Below are 21,267 nucleotides of genomic sequence, written 5' to 3' on the forward strand. Positions count from 1 at the left end.
TCTGCGGTACGGTGACGCTAGCCGGCACGACGAAACGCCGTCAACAGATCGAGGGGGCGGGCCATGGCGACCCTGTCCGATGTGGCCCGCCGGGCGGGCGTCTCACCCGCCACCGCCTCCCGCGTCATCAACGGCAGCAGCAAGCCGGTCACCGACGAGCTGCGCGAGCGGGTGCTCGCCGCCGTCGCCGAGCTGCAGTACGTGCCGAACGCGCACGCCCAACTGCTGGCTCGCTCACACCGCAGCGCGGTCGGCGTGATCGTGCACGACGTCTCCGACCCGTACTTCGCCGAGATCACCCGGGGGCTGCAACGGGTCGCCACCGACCAGGGCCGGCTGCTGATGATCTGCAACAGCTACCGGGACCCGGACCGCGAGTTGGAGTACGTCGAGCTGCTGCGCGGCCACCAGGTGGCGGCGCTGATCCTGGCAGGCTCGGGCTACCACGACGAGGCGTTCACCCGGCAGCTCAACGAGAAGCTCGCCGCGTACGAGGCCACCGGCGGCCGGGTGGCGGTGATCGGCCGGCACGAGCACTCCGGTGACGCGGTGATGCCGGACAACCGGACCGGCGGCTACCTCGCCGGGCGGGAGCTGTGCGGTCTGGGGCACCGGGCGATCGGCGTGGTCGCCGGCCCGCGGATCCTGACCACCACGACCGACCGGCTGGCCGGGCTCCGGCAGGCCCTCACCGAGCAGGGTCGCGAGCTGCCGGAACGGCGCATCCGGTACGCGGAGTTCGACCGTGACGGTGGTGCTGAGGCCACCGCCCGACTGCTCGACGCCGACCCGGAGCTCACCGCGATCGTGGCGCTCAACGACTCGATGGCGATCGGCGCGCTCGCCACCCTGCGCGGGCGGGGGCTGGCGGTGCCGCAGCAGATCTCGGTGCTGGGCTTCGACGACATGCCGATCGCCCGGGACGTGACCCCGGCGCTGACCACCGTGCGACTGCCCCTGGTCGACATGGGAGTGCGGGCGATGTCCCTGGTGCTCGGCGTCGGGGCCCCGACGCCCCGGGTCGAGGTGCTCCCCGCCGAGCTGGTCCGCCGCGACACCGCCGGTCCGGTCCCACCGTCCACCCGCGCCCCCGCGGGTTCCGCCCCACGGGCACGCCGAGGTGACACCGCGTCGTGACCGGTGTCAGTCCGACCCAGCGGCACCTCACGCCCGCCGACGTGGCGTACCTGATCGGTGCGTCGTTCGGGCCACGCACCCGGGTCCGGGACGCCGGTCCGCTGGCCGGCGGGGGGTACGCCACGGTCTGGTGGGCGCTGCTGGACGACGACCGTCGGGTGGTGTTGAAGCTGGCTCCGCCGGCCGGAACGCCGCTGCTGCGCTACGAGCACGGGCTCTGCGCCGCCGAGGAGCGATACTTCCGGCTCGTCGCGGAGCGGGCGCCGCAGGTGCCCGTCCCCCCGGTGCTCTGGCGCGGCGCCGACCCGGCGTACGGCGAGTGGTTGGTCACCGCGATGCTGCCCGGCCGGTCGCTGTCCGACCTGGCCGAGGCGGGTGTCGCGGTCGACGACGGCCCGGCGCGCTACGACCTGGGGGTGGCCCTCGCCGCGTTGCACCAGGTGACGGGTGAACGGTTCGGGTACGACGACGACCGGGCCGCCGGGCCGACCTGGCGGGCGGCGTTCACGGCCATGCTCGACACGCTCCTGGCCGACGCGGTCGACTGGGACGTCCGGCTACCGGTGACCCGGGACCGCCTGCACGCGCTGGTGGGGCGGCACGCCGACGTGCTCGACGAGGTACGCCGCCCGGCGCTGCTGCACTTCGACTGCTGGGACGGCAACGTGCTGGCCGCGCCCGACCGGGACGGCCGGTTGCGCCTGCGCGGCCTGGTGGACGGCGAGCGGTTCCTCTACGGTGACCCGCTGCTGGACCTGGTCTCGCCGCTGCTCTTCCGGCGCGTCGAGGACGAGCCGGAGCACCCACTGCTGCGCGGCTACCGGGCCACCGCGGCCGAACCGCTGGTGCTGGACGCTTCGGCACGCCGTCGGCTCGGTCTCTACCGGTTGCACCTGTACCTGCTGATGACTGTGGAGATGCCCAGCCGCGGGATGACCGCGCGCAGCCACGCCGGGCGCTACGCCCGGCTGGCGGCCCTGCTCGACGAGGAACTGGCAGCGCTCACCTCGGACTGACGGCCCGGCGCGGGTGGCGTCCGACGCGTGGTCGCACGCCGCCCGCACCCGGTCAGGGCAGGTCGATCGGGCGCAGCACCCGGTCCACGGCGTGCGCGATCTGCCGGTTGCCCTTGTTGACGTCGTAGGAGACGACCCGCGCGTCACGGTCGTTGGTGTCGGCGTCGACGAGCCGCACCTGGCGGAAGAAGTACAGGTAGGTGCGCACGTCGACCTCGACGGACGAGCCGAGCGCGGTGGTCAGGTCCGTGCCGTCGGCCCGGAGCGCCGTCCTGCCATCGATGGTGCCACGGTGCCCTCGGTGAGCACCTTGACCGGCGAGTTCGGCTTGGCCTCCAACACGGCCAGCACGGCCGCCGTCAGCACGTCGAAGTCACGCGAGTTGCTGTCGAAACCGCTCTTGTCCTTGGTGAGCACCTGGGTGAGGGACGTCGTGCCGAGCGGCTTGGGCTTGCCGGTCGCCTGAGCGGCCGGCACAGCGACGGCCGTGGTGGCCAGCGCGGTGGCCATGGCGCCCACCGCCATCCGGGCGGCGAGTCGTGCGATCTTCATCAGCGGGCCTTTCGTCGAAGCGACGGATCCGTGACGTTTCGTCACGACCAATGCTTCGCACCGGGTACACCACCCGGGTACACCACCCGGATGCACCTGCGGATAACTGATTGTCCGCGGCTCCTGCGGGGGCCTAACCTTCCCGGGTGCTGATTCGGGAGTTCGTCGACCGGGACTGGTCGCAGGTGTGGCCGATCATCGAGGAGGTGATCCGGGCACAGGAGACGTTCACCTACGACCCCGCGATGACCGCCGAGCAGTCGTACGGGATGTGGGTCGAGGCCCCGCCGGGTCGGACCGTCGTCGCGGTCGACGGCGGGCGGGTCCTGGGCACCGCGAAGATGGGCGCCAACCGCCCCGGGCCCGGCGCGCACGTGTCCACGGCGAGTTTCATGGTGGCCGCCGACGCGCGCGGGCGGGGCGTGGGCACCGCGCTGTGCCGCGACGCCGTGACCTGGGCCCGCCAGCAGGGGTACGCCGGCATGCAGTTCAACGCCGTGGCGCAGAGCAACCGGTCGGCGGTCGACATCTACCGGCGGGAGGGCTTCGATGTGGTCGGTACGGTGCCGGGGGCGTTCCGCCACCCCACCCTCGGCCGGGTCGGCCTGCACGTCATGTATCTGGAGTTCTGACCCGGGCCTTCGGCGCTCGGGGGGCGTCCTGGTGGTCGGTGCTCAACCGGTCGAGCCGCCGGCCGGCGCGGGACGCAGCACCGGCTGACCGCTGGCCGGTTCCGCGCCGGCGCGGCGGATCGGGGTGAACAACCCACCGACCGCGACCAGCAGGCACCCCGCGCCCGCCGCGAGCGTGACCGCCGACGCGCCGTACCGGCCGGCGGCCCAGGTCAGCACGACAGCGCCGGCCGGACCGAGAGCGTAGTGCGTGCTCCAGAACGCCGACGTGACCCGGCCCAGCAGGTGATCGGGGGTGATCTCCTGCCGCAGGGACATCGAACAGATCCCACCGACGCTGAGACAGCACAGGTACACCGCGGTGAGCGCGGTGACCGCGGGCAGGCTGGTGGCGACGCCGACCCCCGCCACGGCGAAGCCGCAGATCGCGTGCGCGCCGATCCAGGTCGCGCCGAAGCCGCGACGGCGGCGCAGCGGGGCCACCATCAGTGCACCGGCGACAGTGCCCAACGCGGCCAGGCCGAGCACCGTGCCGACGGTGCCCTCGGAGCCACCCAGGTCGTGCGTGACGTGGTAGATCAACACGTCGACGAAGCCGTAGGTGAGGAAGATGAAGACCGACAACAGGACGGTCAGCGCGCGCAGCACGGGCTGTCGCCACAGGAACCGCGCCCCGGCCAGGAACTCGGCCAGCGGGCGCTGCCGGGCCACCCCCTCGTCCACGTGGACGGGGCGCAGCCGGATCAGCCACAGCCCGGCCGCCGAGAGCGCGAAGCTCGCCGCGTTGACGGCGATGGCGGTCGCCGGGCCGAAGCGGGCGGCCACCACACCGGCGAGCAGCGGCCCGAGGACGGCCGCCGCCGCGTACGTCGCCTGCAACCGGCCGTTGGCCTCGGTGATCCGGTCGGAGTCGACGAGGTTACGGACCGCTGTCACCGCGGCGACCTGGAACACCATGCCGGCCGCCTCGCAGATCGGCAGCACGACGAAGAGCAGCCAGACCTGCGGGCCGGCGAGCCACGCCAGTGGCACCAGGGCGTAGAGCACCAACCGGGTCAGATCGGCCACGATCATCAGGGTGCGGCGGTCGTACCGGTCGACAAGCACGCCGCCGAAGATCCCGGCAACGACGGACGCCGCACCCGCGACGGCGGTGAGCAGGCCCATCTTCGCCACCGACCCGGTTGCCTGCAGCACCAGCAGCGGCACCGCCAGGTAGGCGAACGAGTCGCCCGCCGCCGAGAGTGACTGCGCGACCCAGTACGTGCCGAAGGTCCGGTCCCGCCAGAGCGGAGCCCGACCGACGGCGGCAGATCGGCTCATCGCGCCAAGGGTAGTCAACGTGGTCGTCCGACGCTGGCCGTGACTGGCGTCACAGGGCTGGCATGTCACGAACCGACAGCCGGCAGGCATCTCGTGGTCGTCAGTTCGATCAGAGAGGCGAAACAATGAGCACATCGCATCGACAGGTCCCGGCGGGCCCGCACCGCGTGCTGATCCTGGGCGCGGGCTACGCGGGCATGGCCGCGGCGACCCAGCTCGCGGCCCGGACCAGGCGGGCCGACGTGCAGGTGACAGTGGTCAACCCACAGGAGCGATTCACCGAGCGCCTCCGGCTGCACATGACGGCGACCGGTCAACGGCTCGCCGAGCTGAACATCCCTGAGCTGCTGGCGGAGACGGGTGCGCGGTTCGTGCGCGGCTGGGTGACGGCGGTGGACGCCCACGCGAAGACCGTCCGCATCGACGACAGCCGGGTGCTGCGCTACGACACTCTGGTCTACGCGTTGGGCACCGTGACGGACACGGCTGCGGTCCCGGGCGTGAAGGAGCACGCTGCCCGAACCCGTCCTGACCGACGCGGACGCCGCCGACGCCGTCACCGACGCCGAGTCGGTGTCGATGGCGATGCTCGTTGTGCTGGAGACGCTCAGCCCGCTCGAGCGTGCCGTGTTCGTCCTGCGGGAGGTCTTCGACTTCAGCCACGCGGAGATCGCGGCGGCTGTGGAACGCTCCGAGGCCGCGGTCCGTCAGACCGCCCACCGTGCTCGTGAACATGTGCGGGGCCAGCGGCCTCGCTTCACCGCGGACCGGTCGCAGCAGCGCGGCGTCACTGAGCGATTCCTCGCCGCCTCGACCGGGGGCGACCTCAACACCCTGCTGGAGCTGCTGTCTCCGGACGTCGCATTGTGGACCGACGGTGGCGGTAAGGTCCGCCAGGCCCTGCGTCCGATCAGGGGTGCGGAAACCGTCGCCGGCTGGTTCGCGGCCATCGGCACCGTCACCTACCAGGGCGTTGCGCCGCACGACGTGCACGCCGCCCTGGTCGAGATCAACGGGGGGCCTGGTCTGGTGTTCAGCGGTGCGGGCCGGGTGGTCGCCACCGTCTCCTTCGACATCGACGCAAGTGGCCGCATCACCACCATTCACAACGTCGCCAACCCCGACAAGCTTCGCGCCGTCGCCGACGGCACCACCCACCATCTCGCGACGCGCTGAGCCGGCCGCCGCACCGTCAGCCGGTGCTGGTGAGGTCGGTCGTCGCCGCGAGTTCGGTGACCACGTCCAGGAAGCGGTGCAGCGCGGGTGCGGCGTTGCCCGCCAACCACACCATCTCGGTGTACGCGTAGGCGCCGGCCAGCGGGACGAACACCACTCCGGTGCGGCGGAGGCTGGCCGCCGAGCAGGCGAGCCGGGTGACGCCGAGTCCGGCGGCGACCAGGCCTAGGAGGCTCTGCACGCCGGCCTCCTCCTGAACGACGGTCGGCACGAAGCCCGCTTCCCGGAACTGGTCCTGGTAGGCGCGGTGCCAGGGCTCCCAGGAGCTGCGCGGCGTCATGACCCAGGTTTCGTTCGCCAGGTCGGCGAGCGTCAACTCGTCGCGCCCGGCGAGCGGGTGCCCCTCGGGCAGCACCGCGCAGACCGGCTCGGTCGTCAAACGCCTGGACCCCAGGCCGGGAACGAGCGGGGTCCGGGTGAAGGCGACGTCGAACCGCCCGTCGAGAACCCCTTGGACCAGGGGCGCGATGCTTGTGGACTCGGTGGCCAGGTGCAGGTCGGGGAGGTGGTGGCGGACCGCCCGGACCACCGGGGGCAGCAGGTGGTTGGCGACGGTGGTCAGGAAGGCGAGTCGGAGGTTGCCGACCTCACCCCGCCGGGCCCGTCCCACCACGGCGACGGCCTGCTCGGCGCGGTCGGTCACGGCGCGCGCCTCGGGCACGAACAGGGCGCCGATGTCGGTGAGGGTGGTGCCCCGGCTGCCGCGGTCGAACAGCTGCACCCCGAGGACGCGTTCCAGGGCGGTGATCTGCTGCGACAGCGACTGCTGGGCGATCATCAGGCGGGCGGCGGCCCGGGTGAAGCTCAGCTCCTCCGCGAGGACCAGGAAGTATCGCAGTTGTCGCAGCTCAGGCGTTGCCACAGCAACAGACTGTAGCCACGCCAGGAAGAGCGTGTTGGCCGTCCGCGCAGACCACCGCGCACGATCGTTGGGCAGGGCTGGGACGGCACGCCGTACGCCTGTACGACTAGCCGCCACGGCCACCTGAGGACACCCACCGAAGGAAGTCGATCATGACTGAACCACGCGTCACCACGCCGTTCAACGCCCGGTCCACCGCCGCCGACGTCGTGGCCGGTGTCGACCTGACCGGGCAACGCGCCATCGTCACCGGCGCCTCGTCGGGCATCGGGGTGGAGACCGCCCGGGCGCTCGCCGCGGCGGGCGCCGAGGTGACCCTGGCGGTACGGGACGTGCGGGCCGGGGAACGGACCGCGCGGGAGATCGGCACCGGGGCCGCAGGCCGGCTGATCCGGGTCATGCCGTTGGACCTGTCCGACCAGCGGTCGGTCGCCGCCTTCGTGGCCGCCTGGGACGGCCCGCTGCACATCCTGGTCAACAACGCCGGGGTGTCGGCGACCCCCGAGTTGCGCACCGCGCAGGGTTGGGAGCTGCAGTTCGCCACCAACCACCTCGGCCACTTCGCACTCGCCAACGGGCTGTACCGGGCACTCGCCGGTGCCGGTCGGGCCCGCGTGGTGTCGCTGAGTTCCATCGCCCACGTTCAGGCCCCGATGGTCTTCGAGGACGTCAACTTCCGGGAACGCCCCTATGACCGTCTTCTCGCCTACGGCGAGTCGAAGACCGCCACGGCACTGTTCGCGGTGGAGGCGAACCGGCGCTGGGCCGGCGACGGCATCACCGTCAACGCGGCCAACCCGGGTGCGGTCACCACCAACCTGGGACGGCATCTCACCGAGGAGGACTACGCGCAGCTTCCGGCGTACGACTTCAAGACCCCGCAGCAGGGGGCCGCGACCTCAGTGCTTCTCGCCGCTTGGCCGCAGCTGGAGGGCGTCGGCGGTCGGTACTTCGAGGATGGCGAGCAGGCGGTGCGCCACCGTCCGGAGACGCCGCTGCGGGGCGTCGCCGACCATGCGACCGACCCTGCCGCGGCGGCGCGACTGTGGCAGCTCTCGCTGGACCTGCTCGCCGACGCGGAGCGTGCCTGACCAGCACCGTATGCCGGAACGCCCGGAAACGGCCGCGGGGTTCCCCGCGGCCGTTTCCGGTTTGCGCGAAAGCTCAGCCCTTGCGCAGCGGAGCGAGCGCGGTGCTCCAGGCGACCACCTGGTCGAGCGTGGCGTTCAGCGAGTCCTGGTGGAACTGGTTGGGCTTGAAGACGCTGAAGTTCTCGAAGTCGGTGAAGAGCGACAGCGCGACCTGCGAGCGCACGTCGGCCATCTGCAGCTCGCCGGAGATCAGACGCAGGTGCTCCACGGCGCGCGTCCCGCCGACCGAGCCGTAGCTGACGAAGCCGACGGCCTTGTTGTTCCACTCGGCGTAGAGGAAGTCGATCGCGTTCTTCAGGGCACCCGAGGTCGAGTGGTTGTACTCGGGGGTGACCATGATGAACCCGTCGAACGACGCGATCGTCTCGGCCCACCGCTTGGTGTGCGGCTGGGTGTACTGGCCCATCGAGGGCGGGTACGCCTCGTCGAGGTGCGGCAGCTGGTAGTCGAGCAGGTCGATCAGCTCGTACTCCGCGTCGGAGCGCTGCTTGGCGATCTCGAGCACCCAGCGGGCGACGGCCTCGCCGTTACGCCCCGGGCGGGTGCTTCCGAGGATGATCCCGATCCTGGTCATGTGTGACGCCTTCCAGAGGTCCTTGCCTGACGACGGGAACGCTAACCACTGCTTGATTGGTCAAGCAAATATCCGCCCTATGGCCGTGGTCACACGGAGGGTCACCATTTGCTCAGTCAAACAAGTATGATAAGAGGATGGCCGACCCGTCCTCAGCGACTCCGCAACCTCTCACCTGCGAAGAGGAAGCCCTGGTCCGCGCCCTGGGCCAAGTGATGCACGTCCTGCCACGCGCGATCGACGCGGACATGGTCGGTGACCGTCAGCTGCCGCTCACCGAGTACACCGCGCTGATGAACCTCTCCGAGACACCGGACCGGCGGATGCGCATGAACGAGCTGGCCGGGCTCTGCCACCTCTCCCTCAGCGGCATGACCCGCACGATCACCCGACTGGAGACGCAGGGCCTGGTCCGGCGGGAACGGTGCGAGGAGGACGCGCGCGGCTGGAACGCCGTCCTCACCGACGCGGGCTACGCCCGCCTGCAGGAGGCCTGGCCCAGTCACCTCGCTGCCGTACGCCGCCGGTTCCTCCAGCACTTCGAAGGTTTCGACCTCGCCCAGCTGGCCCGCGCGTTCCAAGGGGCCGGCACGGCGGAGCCGACCGACTGAGCCGGCGGCGGCCCGGTCGGTCACCCGCCCCGCTCAGCCGGGCAGCCGACCCTCTGCCACCAGCGCCCGGGCCAGCAGCCCGAAGGCGCCTGTCGACGCGACGGCACGGACCACGTTGCCGCGTACCCAGGTGACCTCGAAGCGCGCCCGCAGCGCCGCGAAGTCGGTGGCATCGTCGACGTCGCCGGCGCGGACGAGAACGTTGTTGAGCGGCACGTTGACCACTGCGGTGACGCCGAGCACCACCAGGTACAGCAGCAGCCCGGCGACGACCCACGGCAGCACCGCCCGCCGCTCGGCCCCGAGGTGCAACGCCGCCGCCAGCAGCGTGAACAGCAGCGCTCCGCCGAAGCACACAGCGAACCACCCGTTGAGGATCGACTCGTTGATCCGCCGCATGGCGAGCACCAACGTCCTGTCGTCGGTACGGGCCAGCCCCGGCATGACCGCGTACGCGAAGGCGGCGAACAGCCCGGCGGTCAGGCCGGTGGTCACTGTGGCGGCGAACAGGCTGGCGGTACTCAGAACTCCCATCCGCCTATTGCACCCGCTGCCACGCGTGTCGACCAAACGCGACAGTGGTCACCGGGCCGGGGCGTGGGCGGCGAGCGGGTTGGTGAGGGTGCCGACGAACTGGAGAGCCGCCGACGGGTCGGCCAGGTCGATCATCTGCTGGTTGTCGCGCAGTTGCAGCCGGTTGAGGCAGGACAGCGTGAACTCCGGGGCGAACAGGTCGTAGTGGCGAACCCTCTCGGCCAGGTGCGGCACCCGGTCGAAGTAGTCGGCGGCGCAGGCCGCGACAGTGCGCCAGAAGTCGTCCTCGGCGAGCACACCGGCCTCGACCAGCACCGCGTTGAGGTGGCGCAGGAAGCAGTCCACCACGTCGGTGAAGATGCTCAGCAGCTTGGTGTCGTCGGGCACCTCGACGCGGATCCGCTCCACCGCCGCCGGCAGCTCGACCTCGTCGCTCATCACCGCGATCTCCTCGGCGATGTCCTTGAAGATCACCCGCTGGACCGTGTCCTGCTCGTCGAGGACCAGGATGACGTTCTCACCGTGCGGCATGAAGGCCAGGTCGTGGGCGTAGAAGCTGTGCAGCAGCGGGGTCAGGTAGGCGTCCAGGTAGCGGCGCAGCCACACCTCGGGCGCCAGGCCGGACCGGGCGATCAGCGCCGCCGCCAGTGAGCCGCCCTCGTCGTCGACGTGCAGCAGCGCGGCCATGGTGGACAGTCGCTCCCCCGGCGCCAGGTCGGGCACCGGGCTCTCCCGCCACAGGGCGGCCAACATTTTGCGGTACGGGGAGGTCCGATCGGTCGCCGCCTCGTACTGCCGGTGCCGGTAACCCACAGCGGCCCGCTCCCGGATGACGGTCAGGCCGGTGCCGGTCAGCACCTCGTCGGCGGCGATCAGGTCGGCCAGCCAGTCGTTGATCGCCGGGGTGGCCGCCATGTACGCGGCCGACAACCCCCGCATGAAGCCCATGTTCAGCACCGACAGCGCGGTCTTGACGTAGTGCCGCCCCGGCTCGCTGACGTTGAAGAAGGTGCGGATGGACTGCTGCGCGAGGTACACGTCCGGCCCGGGGCCGAGGTGCACCAGCCGCCGCTCGGCCAGCTCCCCGGCGAAGGTGACCGCCAGCTTGTTCCACCACTGCCACGGGTGCGCCGGGATCAGGTGGTAGTCGGCGAGGTCCAGCCCGAGATCGGCCATCGTGGCCGCGAACCGGGCCCGGGTCTCGGCGTCCAGCTCACGTTCGATGAGGGTGTCGTAGTCGAGGTCGGCGGCGCTGCTGAACGTCGAGTGGTCCCGGTGCGCGGCCAGCCACTCCAGCCGCACCGGCGCGGCGGCCTCCGGCGCGTACCTGTGGTACTCGTCGACCCCGAAGCCGAGCCGGCCGTTGTTCGCCACGAAGCAGGGGTGACCCTCGGTCATCGAGGTCTCGATGGTCTGGAAATCCGCCTCGGCCAGGTCGGCGGCGCTCGGCGCGGCCTGGGCCAGCTTGTACGCCGTACCGGCCAACGTCGAGGTGATCTCCTCCAGGTAGACCGGGAGCACCCGCGCGGAGAGCCCGAGGGTGTCGCGCAACTCGACGATGAGGTCCACCGCGTCCGGGGCCACTGAGGTGCCGTCACGGTGTCGGGTGATGCTGTCCGCATCGATCTGCCAGTGCGCCAGGGCCAGCACCCGCGCCGCGAACCGGTAGGTGGCAGTGCCGTCGTCGCTGCGGACCTCGTACCACCGCCGGTCGTCGGGGCCGGACACGGCTTGCGGGCTGAGCAGCCGCTCGTGGGTGAACTCGGCGAGCGCCTTGCGGACCAGCAGTCGGTTGGCCCGGGCCCACCGCTGCGGGGTGAGGTGCCCGACCGGGTCGCCGGAGGCGCTGTGCGCGGTGGCGACGGGCGGGTGGGTGGGGACGGCGGTGGTGGTCACGCCGGGGCTCCTTCGATTCGGGTGGCGGCGGCGCGGGCGGCGGCGGCCTGGAACTGGGCTCGGGTGCAGACGCTGAGCAGCGCGTCCTTCTCGGGCTTGGCGATCGGGCCGACGACAGTGAAGCCGACGGCGGCGTTCAGCGCGTGCACGGCGGTGTTGCGCACGTCCGGTTCGACCACCACCCGCCGCGTCGCGGGGTCGTCGAAGAGCCACGCCATGACGGTGCCGATCACCGCCCGGGTGAAGCCGTGCACGGGCGCGTCGACAGGCGCGCAGAGGAAGTGCATGCCCACATCACCGGGCTGGTGGTCGTACAGGCCGACCAGCTCGACGTGGGCCGGGTCGTAGCGCTCCGCGAGGAACGCGGGACTCCCCCGCCACAGGCCGAGGTACGCGTCGTGGTGCGGGTGCCCGGCGATCCGCCGGTACTCCTCGGCCACCTGGGCCTCGTCGGCGTCCTGCATCATCCAGAACGCCGCCTTCGGGTGGGTCACCCAGGTGTGCAGCAGCGCCGCGTCCGCGTCCGGATCCAGTGACCGCAGCGCGAACGCACCGAGCCCCTCGTCGACGCGGGTGAAGACGGTGGTCACGACGACACCCCGAACTCCTGGAAGGTGATGCTCTTCTCGATCGGGTAGTGCTCCCGGCCGAGCAGCTCACGAATGATCCAGGAGTTGCGGTACGCGCCCATGCCCAGGTCCGGTGAGGTGATGCTGTGCGTGTGGGTGCCCGCGTTCTGCAGGAAGATGCCCCGCCCGGTGTGGTCGATGCTGTAGTTGCGGGCCACGTCGAAGCGACCGTGCGCGTCCCAGCGGATCCGGTCCCGCACCGGGGCCAGGAACTCCGGCACCCGGTAGTGGTAGCCGGTGGCCAGGACGAGGCCCTCGGTACGCAGGGCGAAGTCGCGTTCCTGCTCCACCTGACGCAACCCCAGCGTGTACTGCCCGTCCTGGTGGTCGGCGCTGACCAACTCGGTGTTGGTGAGCAGGCGGGTGTTCACCGGCCCGTCCACGCTGTGCGCGTAGAGCAGGTCGAAGATGTCGTTGATCAGGTCGGCGTTGATCCCCTTGAACAGGCCCTTCTGCTCGGACTCCAGCCGGTAGCGGGTCGCCTCGGGCAGCGCGTGGAAGTAGTCCACGTAGTCCGGTGAGGTCATCTCCAGCGTCAGCTTGGTGTATTCGAGCGGGAAGAACCGCGGCGACCGGGTCACCCAGTTGAGCTGGTAGCCGTACCGGTCGATGTCGCCGAGCAGGTCGTGGTAGATCTCGGCGGCGCTCTGCCCGCTGCCCACCACAGTGATGCTGCGCTTGGTGCGCAGCGCCGCGCGGTGCGCCAGGTAGTGGGAGTTGTGCACCGCGTCGCCGGGCAACTCGGCCACGGCCGGGGGCAGGTGCGGCGGGGTGCCGGTGCCGAGCACCAGGTGCCGGGCCCGGTATGCGACGGTCTCCCCCGCGCCGGTGCTGGCCCGCACCACGTACCGCTCGTCGGCGGGGTCGAACTCCACAGTGGTCACGCTCTGGCCGAAGCGCAGGTTCGGCAGTTTCGCCGCCGCCCACCGGCAGTACGCGTCGTACTCGCTGCGCAGCGGGTAGAAGCTCTCCCGGATGTAGAACGGGTAGAGGCGGCCGATCTCCTTGAGATAGTTGAGGAACGAGTACGGCGACGTCGGATCGGCGAGGCTGACCAGGTCGGCGATGAACGGGGTCTGCAACCGGGCCGACTCCAGCAGCATGCCGGGGTGCCAGGCCAGGCTCGGCCGCGCCTCCAGGAACACCCCGTCCAGCTCGTCGATCGGCGCGGTGAGGCAGGCCAGGCCCAGGTTGTACGGCCCCAACCCGATGGCGATGAAGTCGTGGGTGGACATCGGGGTCTCCAGGCGCGGGTTCGTGGTCACCGGCGTCAGCCGACGGGGCAGGTCAGATCGGCGGCGACGTGGTCGTGCACGTACCGGCCGGCGTGGGTGGCGATCAGGTCGAGCACGTACCCGACGTCGTCGACGGTGGTGGCCGGGTTGAGCAGTGTGAACTTCAGGAAGTGCCGGCCGTCCACCCGGGTCCCGGCGACCACGGCGAGACCGGACGCCGCGAGGGCTTCCCGGGCGTGCAGGTTGGCGGCGTCGGCCAGCTCCCGGCCGGGGCCGGTGGGCAGGTAGCGGAACACCACGGTGCTCAACTCGGAGCGCGTCACCACCTCGAAGCGCGGGTCCTCGCTGACCAGTTGCCAGGCATCGGCGGCCCGGTCGACGACCTCGTCGAAGAGACCGCCGAGCGCGTCCGGGCCCATCACCCGCAGGGTGAGCCAGAGCTTCAACGCGTCGAAGCGGCGGGTGGTCTGCAAACTCTTGTCGACCTGGTTGGGGATGCGCTGCTCCACCATCCGGGCCGGGTTGAGGTAGTCGGCGTGGTAGGTGACGTGCCGCAACGTCCGCCGGTCGCGGACCAGCAGCGCGCTGGAGCTGACCGGCTGGAAGAACGACTTGTGGAAGTCGACGGTGACCGAGTCGGCCAGCTCGATGCCGTCGAGCAGGTGCCGGCGCGTCGGCGAGACGAGCAGACCGCAGCCGTACGCGGCGTCCACGTGCAGCCAGACGCCGGCTGCCGCGCAGATTCCGGCCAGATCCGCGAGCGGGTCGATCGAGCCGAAGTCGGTGGTGCCGGCGGTGCCGACGACGGCCATCACCACCAGCCCGGCCTGCCGGCACCGGGCGATCTCCTCGCGGACGGCGGCCGGCCGGATCCGTCGCCGGGCGTCGGTGGGCACGGCTATCACCGCGTCCGGGGCGAGGCCGAGCAGCTTGGCCGACTTCTGCACGCTGAAGTGACCGGCCGCGGAGGTGAGCACCCGCAGCCGGGGCAGCAGTTCGGCGCGGGCCGCCGGGCCGATGGCGTCGACGCACGCCTCCTCCCGGGCCAGCAGCAGGGCCTGCAGGTTGGACTGGCTGCCGCCGCTGGTGAAGATGCCGTCGGCGCCGGGGCCGAGGCCGATCCGCTCGGCGGTCCAGTCGATCAGCCGGCGCTCGATGAGGGTGGCCCCGGCGCTCTGGTCCCAGGTGTCCAGTGAGGAGTTCACAGCCGAGAGCACCGCCTCACCGAGCAGCGCCGGGATCGCCACCGGACAGTTGAGGTGGGCCAGGTAGCGGGGGTGGTGGAACCAGACGGCGTCGCGCAGGTAGACGTTCTCCAGCTCGTCCAGCGCGGCGCCGGCGTCGCCCAGCGGACGGTCCAGGTCCACCCGGTCCACCAGGGAGGCCAGCTCGGCGGGCGTGATTCCGGTGCCGGGACGGTCTACTGTGGCCACCCGGCGGGCGACCCGGGCGACGCCGTCGGCGATCGTCCGGCGGTACTGCTCGACCGAGCCGCCGTGCAGCAGCTGGGCACGCGCGGCGGTTGACGCCGCTTGCGGCGTGGTGGTCTCGACGGGGTACGTCGGCACGGTCACGGAATGTCCTTCCACGTTCTCGACGAGGGCAGCCGGAACCGACCCCAGGCGCGGCGGTGCGCCTCGGGGAGCGGTGTCCGTCAGCTGACCTTCTTCGCGTTCCGAATGGCGGTGGCGAGGTTCTCCAGCAGCGGCGCGGAGCCGGCGTACGAGAAGCGGGGTACCGCGTCCCAGGGGCTCACCTGGTTGGCCTTGACCGCCGGCAGTTGCTGCCAGGTCGGCTTGGCGGTGAGGTCCTTGGCCTGCAGCGCGGTGCTGCGGTTGTCCAGCAGGATCAGGTCGGCCGGGAACTTGCCGGCGCTCTCCCAGCTCAGCGCCTCGAAGTAGTCGCCGGCTTCGAGCTTGGTGGGGACCACGATGTCGACGCCCAGCTCGGCGAAGTACATCAGGTCGGTGCTGACCTTCGGGTTGGAGACGTAGAAGAGGTCGGGGCTGCCGGAGCAGGCCATCACCGTGATTCCGGGGTTGGCCTTGACCGCCTGCCGGACCGCCTCGGCAGCGGCGTCGAAGCGGGCCTTGCCGTCGGTGACCATCTTCGCGGACAGGTCCGCGCCGAGCGATTCGGCCAGCGCCGCGTACCGCTCGATGGGTTTGGTCATCGGCACCCGGGCGGTGGTGATCGCCACACTCGGCGCCAGCGGGAGGATCTTGGCCTTGCTCTCGTCCGGCACGTACCAGAGCGCGTCCGGGTCGTACATGTGGGTGACCAGCAGTTCGGGGCGCAGCGCCGCGTACTTCTCCAGGCTGAACTCGCCCCACACGTTGCCGAGGATCTCGACGCCCTCGACGTTCAGGTCGCCGGCCTGCGGGTCGGCGGTGCCGTCGGCGCGCCTGGTCTCACCGAACACGCCGACGAGCTGCTTGTCGAGACCGAAATCGATCAGAGCCGCCGCCACTCCGGTGAAGGCCACCACGCGGCTCGGACGGGCCGCCGCCTCGACCTTGGTGCCGCGGTCGTCGGTGAACGACCAGGGGCCACTTCCCTTGCCGGCAGCGGGCTTCGTGGCGTCTTCCTTGCCACAGGCGGCGAGCAGGGTGGCCAGCGTGGCAGCGCCACCGGCGGTCAGCAGGCCACGGCGGGAGAGGCGGCGGGCGGACAGGGCATCGGGCATGGTGTTGTCTTTCGATCAGGGGTTGGCCGGGGTCGACCGGGGCAGCGGGGTTAGGTTAGCCTAACCTCGGTCATTGTCAACAGCGGTTCGCCGTGTCGCCATCACCCCGGAGCCCACACTGGACGCCACACCCACCGTCACCCGACCGGCACCGACCGTGCCGGCCAGGGAAACGGCCGCACCCCCGAGCCGGCGTGGCCGTCGGGCGGCCCGCGCCGCCGGCCTGGTCACCGCCGTGGCGCTGCTCGCGGTGATCGTGGTGCTCAGCATCGCGGTCGGCGCGAAGGCCATGCCGCTCGCCGACGTCTGGTCCGGGTTGCTGCACCGCGACGCCACCGAGTACGCCGTGGTGCACCGGATGCGTCTGCCCCGCACGCTGCTCGGGCTGCTCGCCGGCGCCGCCCTCGGTGTGGCGGGCGCGGTCATGCAGGCCCTCACCCGCAACCCGCTCGCCGACCCCGGGCTGCTCGGCATCAACGCCGGCGCGTCCGCGGCCGTCGCCACCGCCGCCGCGTTCCTGGGCGTCACCGCCGTCGGCGGGTACGTCTGGTTCGCGCTGCTCGGCGCGGCGGCGGTGACCGCGCTCGTCTACGCCGTGGGCGGCGGACGCGGCGCCACCCCGGCCCGGCTCGCGCTGGCCGGGGCGGCGCTCAACGCCACCCTCTACTCCTACGTGAGCGCGGTCATGCTGCTGGACACCGCCTCGCTGGAGCGGCTGCGCTTCTGGACGGTCGGCTCACTGGCCAGCGCGGACACCGCGACCGTCACCCGCGTGCTGCCGTTCATCCTGATCGGGCTGCTGGTCGCGCTGGGCGCCGCCCGTCCGCTGAACGCGCTCGCGCTCGGCGATGACGGGGCGCGGGCCCTCGGCGCTCGACCCGCGCTGATCCGCGCCGCCGTGATCGTCGCGGTCACCCTGCTCTGCGGCGCGGCGACCGCCGCGTGCGGCCCGATCGTCTTCGTCGGGCTGCTGGTGCCGCACCTGGTCCGCGCCCTGACCGGCCCGGACCTGCGCTGGCTGCTGCCATACTGCGCGGTGCTCGCGCCCGCGTTGCTGCTCGGCGCCGACGTGCTCGGCCGGGTGCTGGGCCGCCCCGGGGAACTCCAGGTCGGCATGGTGACCGCCGTGCTGGGCGGTCCGCTCTTCCTGTGGCTGGTCACCCGCCGACGGGTGGCGCAACCGTGAGCGTCATCCGTGGTGGGGGGTTGTCGTTGCGGTTCCGGCCGCGCGCGTTGGGCGTCGGTGTCGGCGCGGCGGTGCTCGCGGCCGGGTTCGGCCTGGTGGCCCTGGGCAGTGGTGACTTCCCGATGGGGCCGGCGGACGTGCTGCGCACGCTGACCGGCGGCGGCACCCTGGCGGAGCAGTTCATCGTGCTCGACCTGCGTCTGCCGCGGCTGGTCACCGCCCTGCTGGTCGGCGCGGCGCTGGCTCTCGCCGGCACGGTGTTCCAGTCGCTGGTCCGCAACCCGCTGGGCAGCCCGGACATCCTGGGCTTCACCCAGGGCGCGTCGACCGGGGCGCTGGTGGTGGTCGTTCTCGGCGGCAGCAGCCTCGCCTTGGCCGGCGCGGCGGTCGTCGGTGGTCTCGGCACCGGCCTGGTGATCTACGCGCTCGCCTGGCGGCGCGGAGTGCACGGCTACCGGCTCATCCTGGTCGGCATCGGGGTGGCCGCGATCCTGACCGGCGTCAACGGTTACCTGCTGACCCGGGCGCCCCTGATGGACGCCGCCCGCGCGGTGCTCTGGCTCACCGGCAGCCTGGACGGGCGCGGCTGGGCCAACGCCGGGCCGTTGCTCGCCGTCCTGGTCATGCTGGCACCGCTGGTGCTCGTCGGCTGCGCCCCGGCGCTGCGGATGATGGAGTTGGGCGACGACGCGGCCAGCGCCCTGGGCGTGCCGGTACGACGGCTGCGCCTGGTGCTGCTCGCCGCCGCCGTCCTGCTGGTCTCGTTCGCGGCGGCCGCCGCCGGCCCGGTGTCCTTCGTGGCGCTGGTCGCCCCGCACGTGGCGAAACGACTGACCCGGGCCCCGGGCCCGAACCTGCTGCCGTCGATGGCCGTCGGCGCGGCACTGCTGGTCGGGGCCGACCTGGTGGCGCAGCGCGCGTTCGCCGGGCATCAACTCCCGGTCGGCGTGGTGACCGGCGTGATCGGCGGCGGTTACCTGGTCTGGCTGCTGGCGATGGAACGTCGGGCGGGCCGGCTGTGAACACCCGTGACGCCCTCGAAGGAGCACCCATGCGACCCGGCGATTCCCGGCTCGGCGGCACCGCGCTGACCCTCGCCTACGACCAGCGCACCATCGCCGAGAACCTGACCGTGGCGGTGCCCGACCGGTCCTTCACGGTGATCATCGGCCCGAACGCGTGCGGCAAGTCGACGCTGCTGCGCGCACTGTCCCGGATGCTGCGCCCCAGCGCCGGTGCGGTGCTGCTGGACGGGCGGGACATTCACGACCTGCCGGCCCGCACTGTGGCCCGTACGCTCGGCCTGCTGCCGCAGTCGTCGATCGCGCCGGACGGCATCAGCGTCGCCGAACTGGTCGCCCGGGGACGCTACCCCCACCAGGGGCTGCTGCGGCAGTGGTCGCGCGAGGACGAACGGGTGGTCGAGGAGTCGATGGTCGCGACCGGGGTCGACGACCTCGCCGAACGGGCGGTGGACGAGTTGTCCGGCGGGCAGCGGCAGCGGGTCTGGATCGCCATGGCGCTGGCCCAGCAGACACCCCTGCTGCTGCTCGACGAGCCGACCACGTACCTCGACATCGCCCACCAGATCGAGATCCTGGATCTCTGCGCCCGGCTGCACGAGGAGCAGGGCCGCACGCTGGTCGCGGTGCTGCACGACCTGAACCACGCGGCCCGCTACGCCACCCACCTGATCGCCATGCGCGACGGACGGGTGGTGGCCGCCGGGGAACCGGCGTCGGTGGTCACCGCCGACCTGGTGGCGGAGGTGTTCGGGCTGCCCTGCCGGGTGATCGACGACCCGGAGACGGGCACCCCGCTGGTCGTCCCCGCGGCCCGACGCCGCGCCACCACCCTGGCCCCGGAGCCGGCGTGAGCGAGCACAGCGAGCCAACCAGAACCGCTCAGCGTTTCCGCGACCCGTGGGGGGTGCCGCACCTGCGGGCCGACGACCCGCTCGCACTGGCGGCCGCGCAGGGCCGGGTGACCGCGTACGACCGGGCCTGGCAGATTGAGGTAGAACGGCACCGCGCCCAAGGCACCAGCGCGGCGTTCCTCGGCCCCGACGCGCTCGGCTGGGACCGGTTCGTCCGGCAGGTCCGGCTCGACGACACCGCACGCCGCTGCCACGCCTCGCTGGACCCGGCGACCGCCGAGTGGGTGGGCGCCTACGTGGACGGCGTCAACGCCGGTCTCGCCGCCGGGGCAGCCCGGTCACCGGAGTTCGCCGCCACCGGGCTGCGCCCGGGTCGGTGGGAACCGTGGACACCGCTCGGGGTCTGGCTGGGCCACCACATCCTGTTCGCGGGGTTCCCCGGCAAGCTGTGGCGCGAGCACGTGGCGCAACGGCTCGGGCCGGACGCGATAGACCGGTTCGCCACCGACGGGCCGGCCGTGGCCGGCAGCAACGGGTGGCTGCTCGCCGCGGAGCGCACCGGCACCGGGGCCGCGCTGCTCGCCGGCGACCCGCACCGGTTCATCGAAGATCCGGGCGTCTACCAGCAGATCCGGCTGGCCTGCCCGGAGTACGACGTGGTAGGTCTCGCGGTGCCGGGCGTGCCGGGCCTCGCGCACTTCGGGCACGCCGGTCCGGTGGCCTGGGCGATCACCAACGCGATGGCCGACTACCAGGACGTGTACGCCGAGCGGCTGCGCCGCGACGGCCCCCGGGTGCAGGCGCTCGGCCCGAACGGCTGGCGTTCGGCGCACCGGCACGTCGAGACAATCGAGGTGGCCGGCGCCGGCCCGGTCGAGGTCGAGGTGATCGAGACCGACCGTGGTCCGGTGATCGCCGGTGGGCCGGACGACGAGACGGCGCTCAGCCTGCGCTACCCGCCCCGGGTCCGGGGTGACCTCGGTTTCGCGACGCTGCCGGAGCTGCTGCACGCCCGTACCGTGACCGACGTGGACCACGCGCTGCGGCACTGGGTGGAGCCGGTCAACGTGGTGCAGGCGGCGGACACCGCAGGAGGGCTGCTGCACCGGGTCGCCGGGGCGGTGCCGGTACGGCACCCGGAGAACGGTCGGCGGGTGGTCCCCGGATGGGACGCCGCGTACGGGTGGCAGGGCTGGCACGCGCCGATGCCCCGCGCCGAGGTGGTCGGTCGGGCGGTGATGGCAAACGAGCGCGGGCTGGCGGCGCCGCTCGGGGTGGAGTTCGCCCCACCACACCGGGCGCGGCGCATCGCCGAACTGCTCGACGCCTGTCCGGCCTGGACGGCCGACGAACTGGCCACTGTGCACACCGACACGTACCTGGGCGCGGCCGGGCCACTGCTGGCGGTCCTCACCGAGTCGACGGGGCTCGGCCCGGCCGCCGCCGCGCTGCGTGAACGGCTGCTGCGCTGGGACCGCCGGATGGCCGCCGACAGCACTGACGCGGCGGCCTACGCCATTCTGCGGGCGGCCGTCGTACGCCGGATCGCCGCCCACCCGGCGCTGGCCGCGCTGGCCGAGCCGCCCGCGTACCCCGAGGTGTTCGCGCCCTGGCTGGCGCTGACGCCGCGCGTCGGTTACGCGCTGGAGCACCTGCTCGGTTCGGCCCCGCTGCCGGGTGTGGACATCGCCGCGCTGGTGGGCGCGGCCGCCGAGGAGGTCGGCGACACGGCCGGGCAGGCGCCCTGGGGGGATCTGCACCGGCTGGCGCCGTGGCGGGCCCTGCCCGCCCCGGACGCCGGGCCCGGCCCCCGGCTCGACGGTGACCACGACTGCGTGTTGGCCACCTCCAGCGTCCCCGGAGTCACCCACTGGTGCTTCCGGGGGCCGGCGGCGCGCTTCGTCTGGGACCTGGCCCGCCGCTCGGACAGCCGCTGGGTGGTCCCGTTGGGCGCCTGCGGGGTGCCCGGCGACCCGCACCACGACGACCAGAGCCCCGCCTGGCTGGCCGGGGACCTGCTGCCGGTCAGCACGGACTGGGATCAGCTCGCCGAGGAACGTCACTGACGGCACCGGCCGCGGGGCGGGGGGGGGGGGGCTCCCCCCCGGGGGCCGGCCGGGGGGGGGGGCCG

General features: G+C 72.3%; 21 protein-coding genes and 1 pseudogene. 11 read left to right on the forward strand and 11 right to left on the reverse strand.

The annotated features are described in order from the left end of the window. Positions 1-63: 63 nt before the first annotated feature. A complete protein-coding gene (locus tag ABZU74_RS31855) occupies positions 64-1,137 on the forward strand; it encodes a LacI family DNA-binding transcriptional regulator (protein ID WP_355431780.1) in 1,074 nt (357 codons plus the stop codon). Then, entirely contained in the window at positions 1,134-2,153 is a 1,020-nt protein-coding gene (locus ABZU74_RS31860; protein ID WP_355431783.1) for an aminoglycoside phosphotransferase family protein, read from the forward strand. Before ABZU74_RS31855 ends, ABZU74_RS31860 begins: the two co-directional genes overlap by 4 nt. A gap of 52 nt (positions 2,154-2,205) precedes the next feature. Here ABZU74_RS31860 and ABZU74_RS31865 read toward each other — a convergent pair whose 3' ends face one another. Both ABZU74_RS31865 and ABZU74_RS31870 read right to left on the reverse strand, forming a co-directional pair. Next, positions 2,206-2,361 carry a hypothetical protein gene (locus ABZU74_RS31865; protein WP_355431786.1) on the reverse strand — a complete coding sequence of 52 codons (156 nt, stop codon included), beginning with the start codon at positions 2,359-2,361 and terminating at the stop codon, positions 2,206-2,208. Between the two features lie 32 nt (positions 2,362-2,393). Further along, on the reverse strand, positions 2,394-2,705 hold the full coding sequence (locus ABZU74_RS31870) for a hypothetical protein (protein ID WP_355431788.1): 312 nt from the start codon (positions 2,703-2,705) through the stop codon (positions 2,394-2,396). A gap of 146 nt (positions 2,706-2,851) precedes the next feature. Between ABZU74_RS31870 and ABZU74_RS31875 the strand changes: the two genes are divergently transcribed. Continuing rightward, positions 2,852-3,337, forward strand: coding sequence for a GNAT family N-acetyltransferase (locus tag ABZU74_RS31875; protein WP_355431791.1), 486 nt, complete (start codon positions 2,852-2,854; stop codon positions 3,335-3,337). Positions 3,338-3,379: 42 nt separating this feature from the next. On the opposite strand, the gene ABZU74_RS31880 is transcribed toward ABZU74_RS31875, so the two are convergent. Continuing rightward, a complete protein-coding gene (locus tag ABZU74_RS31880; protein ID WP_355431794.1) occupies positions 3,380-4,660 on the reverse strand; it encodes an MFS transporter in 1,281 nt (426 codons plus the stop codon). A gap of 197 nt (positions 4,661-4,857) precedes the next feature. Between ABZU74_RS31880 and ABZU74_RS31885 the strand changes: the two are divergent. Both ABZU74_RS31885 and ABZU74_RS31890 read left to right on the forward strand, forming a co-directional pair. Further along, positions 4,858-5,124: pseudogene (locus ABZU74_RS31885) on the forward strand (FAD-dependent oxidoreductase); the annotation flags it as partial. A 115-nt stretch (positions 5,125-5,239) separates the two neighbouring features. After that, complete coding sequence (locus ABZU74_RS31890; protein WP_355431797.1) at positions 5,240-5,836, forward strand: sigma factor-like helix-turn-helix DNA-binding protein; 597 nt, start codon at positions 5,240-5,242, stop codon at positions 5,834-5,836. 16 nt (positions 5,837-5,852) lie between these two features. Here ABZU74_RS31890 and ABZU74_RS31895 read toward each other — a convergent pair whose 3' ends face one another. Continuing rightward, positions 5,853-6,758 carry a LysR family transcriptional regulator gene (locus ABZU74_RS31895; RefSeq protein WP_355431800.1) on the reverse strand — a complete coding sequence of 302 codons (906 nt, stop codon included), beginning with the start codon at positions 6,756-6,758 and terminating at the stop codon, positions 5,853-5,855. Between the two features lie 152 nt (positions 6,759-6,910). On the opposite strand from ABZU74_RS31895, the gene ABZU74_RS31900 reads away from it, so the two are divergent. Further along, positions 6,911-7,849 carry an SDR family NAD(P)-dependent oxidoreductase gene (locus ABZU74_RS31900; protein WP_355431803.1) on the forward strand — a complete coding sequence of 313 codons (939 nt, stop codon included), beginning with the start codon at positions 6,911-6,913 and terminating at the stop codon, positions 7,847-7,849. 73 nt (positions 7,850-7,922) lie between these two features. Here the strand turns inward: ABZU74_RS31900 and ABZU74_RS31905 are convergent, their stop codons facing one another. Next, positions 7,923-8,483, reverse strand: a complete 561-nt coding sequence (locus tag ABZU74_RS31905; protein WP_355431806.1) for an NAD(P)H-dependent oxidoreductase — start codon at positions 8,481-8,483, stop codon at positions 7,923-7,925. A 137-nt stretch (positions 8,484-8,620) separates the two neighbouring features. Here ABZU74_RS31905 and ABZU74_RS31910 point away from each other — a divergent pair, with 137 nt between their 5' ends. Next, positions 8,621-9,094, forward strand: coding sequence for a MarR family transcriptional regulator (locus ABZU74_RS31910; protein ID WP_355431809.1), 474 nt, complete (start codon positions 8,621-8,623; stop codon positions 9,092-9,094). Positions 9,095-9,127: 33 nt separating this feature from the next. Here ABZU74_RS31910 and ABZU74_RS31915 read toward each other — a convergent pair whose 3' ends face one another. From ABZU74_RS31915 to ABZU74_RS31940, 6 genes are all read right to left on the reverse strand, one after another. Next, on the reverse strand, positions 9,128-9,628 hold the full coding sequence (locus tag ABZU74_RS31915; RefSeq protein ID WP_355431812.1) for an anthrone oxygenase family protein: 501 nt from the start codon (positions 9,626-9,628) through the stop codon (positions 9,128-9,130). A gap of 48 nt (positions 9,629-9,676) precedes the next feature. Beyond that, positions 9,677-11,524 carry an IucA/IucC family siderophore biosynthesis protein gene (locus tag ABZU74_RS31920; protein ID WP_355431816.1) on the reverse strand — a complete coding sequence of 616 codons (1,848 nt, stop codon included), beginning with the start codon at positions 11,522-11,524 and terminating at the stop codon, positions 9,677-9,679. Beyond that, on the reverse strand, positions 11,521-12,114 hold the full coding sequence (locus ABZU74_RS31925; protein WP_355431819.1) for a GNAT family N-acetyltransferase: 594 nt from the start codon (positions 12,112-12,114) through the stop codon (positions 11,521-11,523). The genes ABZU74_RS31920 and ABZU74_RS31925 overlap by 4 nt, the downstream gene beginning before the upstream one ends. Then, positions 12,111-13,388, reverse strand: coding sequence for a SidA/IucD/PvdA family monooxygenase (locus ABZU74_RS31930; RefSeq protein ID WP_355431844.1), 1,278 nt, complete (start codon positions 13,386-13,388; stop codon positions 12,111-12,113). Before ABZU74_RS31930 ends, ABZU74_RS31925 begins: the two co-directional genes overlap by 4 nt. Before the next feature lie 35 nt (positions 13,389-13,423). Then, complete coding sequence (locus ABZU74_RS31935; protein WP_355431822.1) at positions 13,424-14,962, reverse strand: aspartate aminotransferase family protein; 1,539 nt, start codon at positions 14,960-14,962, stop codon at positions 13,424-13,426. Positions 14,963-15,042: 80 nt separating this feature from the next. Beyond that, complete coding sequence (locus tag ABZU74_RS31940; protein ID WP_355431825.1) at positions 15,043-16,074, reverse strand: ABC transporter substrate-binding protein; 1,032 nt, start codon at positions 16,072-16,074, stop codon at positions 15,043-15,045. Between the two features lie 73 nt (positions 16,075-16,147). Here ABZU74_RS31940 and ABZU74_RS31945 point away from each other — a divergent pair, with 73 nt between their 5' ends. Genes ABZU74_RS31945 through ABZU74_RS31960 form a run of 4 tightly spaced genes read left to right on the forward strand, consistent with a single transcriptional unit; the run spans position 16,148 to position 21,202 of the window. Beyond that, positions 16,148-17,260, forward strand: a complete 1,113-nt coding sequence (locus ABZU74_RS31945) for an iron chelate uptake ABC transporter family permease subunit (protein ID WP_355431828.1) — start codon at positions 16,148-16,150, stop codon at positions 17,258-17,260. Continuing rightward, entirely contained in the window at positions 17,257-18,282 is a 1,026-nt protein-coding gene (locus ABZU74_RS31950) for an iron chelate uptake ABC transporter family permease subunit (RefSeq protein ID WP_355431831.1), read from the forward strand. Before ABZU74_RS31945 ends, ABZU74_RS31950 begins: the two co-directional genes overlap by 4 nt. 29 nt (positions 18,283-18,311) lie before the next feature. Further along, entirely contained in the window at positions 18,312-19,136 is an 825-nt protein-coding gene (locus ABZU74_RS31955) for an ABC transporter ATP-binding protein (RefSeq protein WP_355431834.1), read from the forward strand. Further along, complete coding sequence (locus ABZU74_RS31960; protein ID WP_355431837.1) at positions 19,133-21,202, forward strand: penicillin acylase family protein; 2,070 nt, start codon at positions 19,133-19,135, stop codon at positions 21,200-21,202. Before ABZU74_RS31955 ends, ABZU74_RS31960 begins: the two co-directional genes overlap by 4 nt. Positions 21,203-21,267: the final 65 nt, after the last annotated feature.

Source organism: Micromonospora sp. NPDC005171 (assembly GCF_040608575.1).
Classification (GTDB): domain Bacteria; phylum Actinomycetota; class Actinomycetes; order Mycobacteriales; family Micromonosporaceae; genus Micromonospora.